We start from the raw sequence: 337 nt of genomic DNA, 5'->3' as shown, positions 1-337 counted from the left end.
CCGTTGGCATGGGCCACCAGCAAGGGCGTGGCGTCGGTGATCGGCAGGTAGCCGATGCGCACCGGCGCGTCGGGTTCGGCGGCGGCACGCGCCTGCAGGCTGCTCAGCAGCGGCAACGCGCCGGCAGCGCTGAGCAGCGCGGCGAGCTTGAGGATGTCACGTCGGGAATGGGTCGGGTCGTCCAGGCACATGGGAGGCCTCCGGCTGAGCGATGGGATGGGCATGGGTGCGGCTCGCCCGCCGTAGGGTTTTCAGGATCTCGATGCGCAACGCGCCCAGTTCCTCGACCAGCTCCGCGCGTGGCTGCGGCAGGTCGATGCGCCACTCGCCGAGGGTC

At 71.2% G+C, this 337-nt stretch carries 1 protein-coding gene and 1 pseudogene; both read right to left on the bottom strand.

From position 1 onward, the window contains the following. Nucleotides 1-191: pseudogene (locus BST14_RS31900) on the bottom strand (twin-arginine translocation signal domain-containing protein); the annotation flags it as partial. Then, nucleotides 157-337: hypothetical protein (locus BST14_RS31895; RefSeq protein WP_211280844.1), on the bottom strand; the 181-nt coding region annotated here is incomplete at its 5' end. The pseudogene BST14_RS31900 and the gene BST14_RS31895, both read right to left, overlap by 35 nt.

The organism is Mycobacterium arosiense ATCC BAA-1401 = DSM 45069, from assembly GCF_002086125.1.
In the GTDB taxonomy this organism is placed as follows: Bacteria; Actinomycetota; Actinomycetes; order Mycobacteriales; family Mycobacteriaceae; genus Mycobacterium; species Mycobacterium arosiense.
Note: the sequence above shows the minus strand (reverse complement) of the source record. Positions and strands in the feature narration are given on the sequence as shown.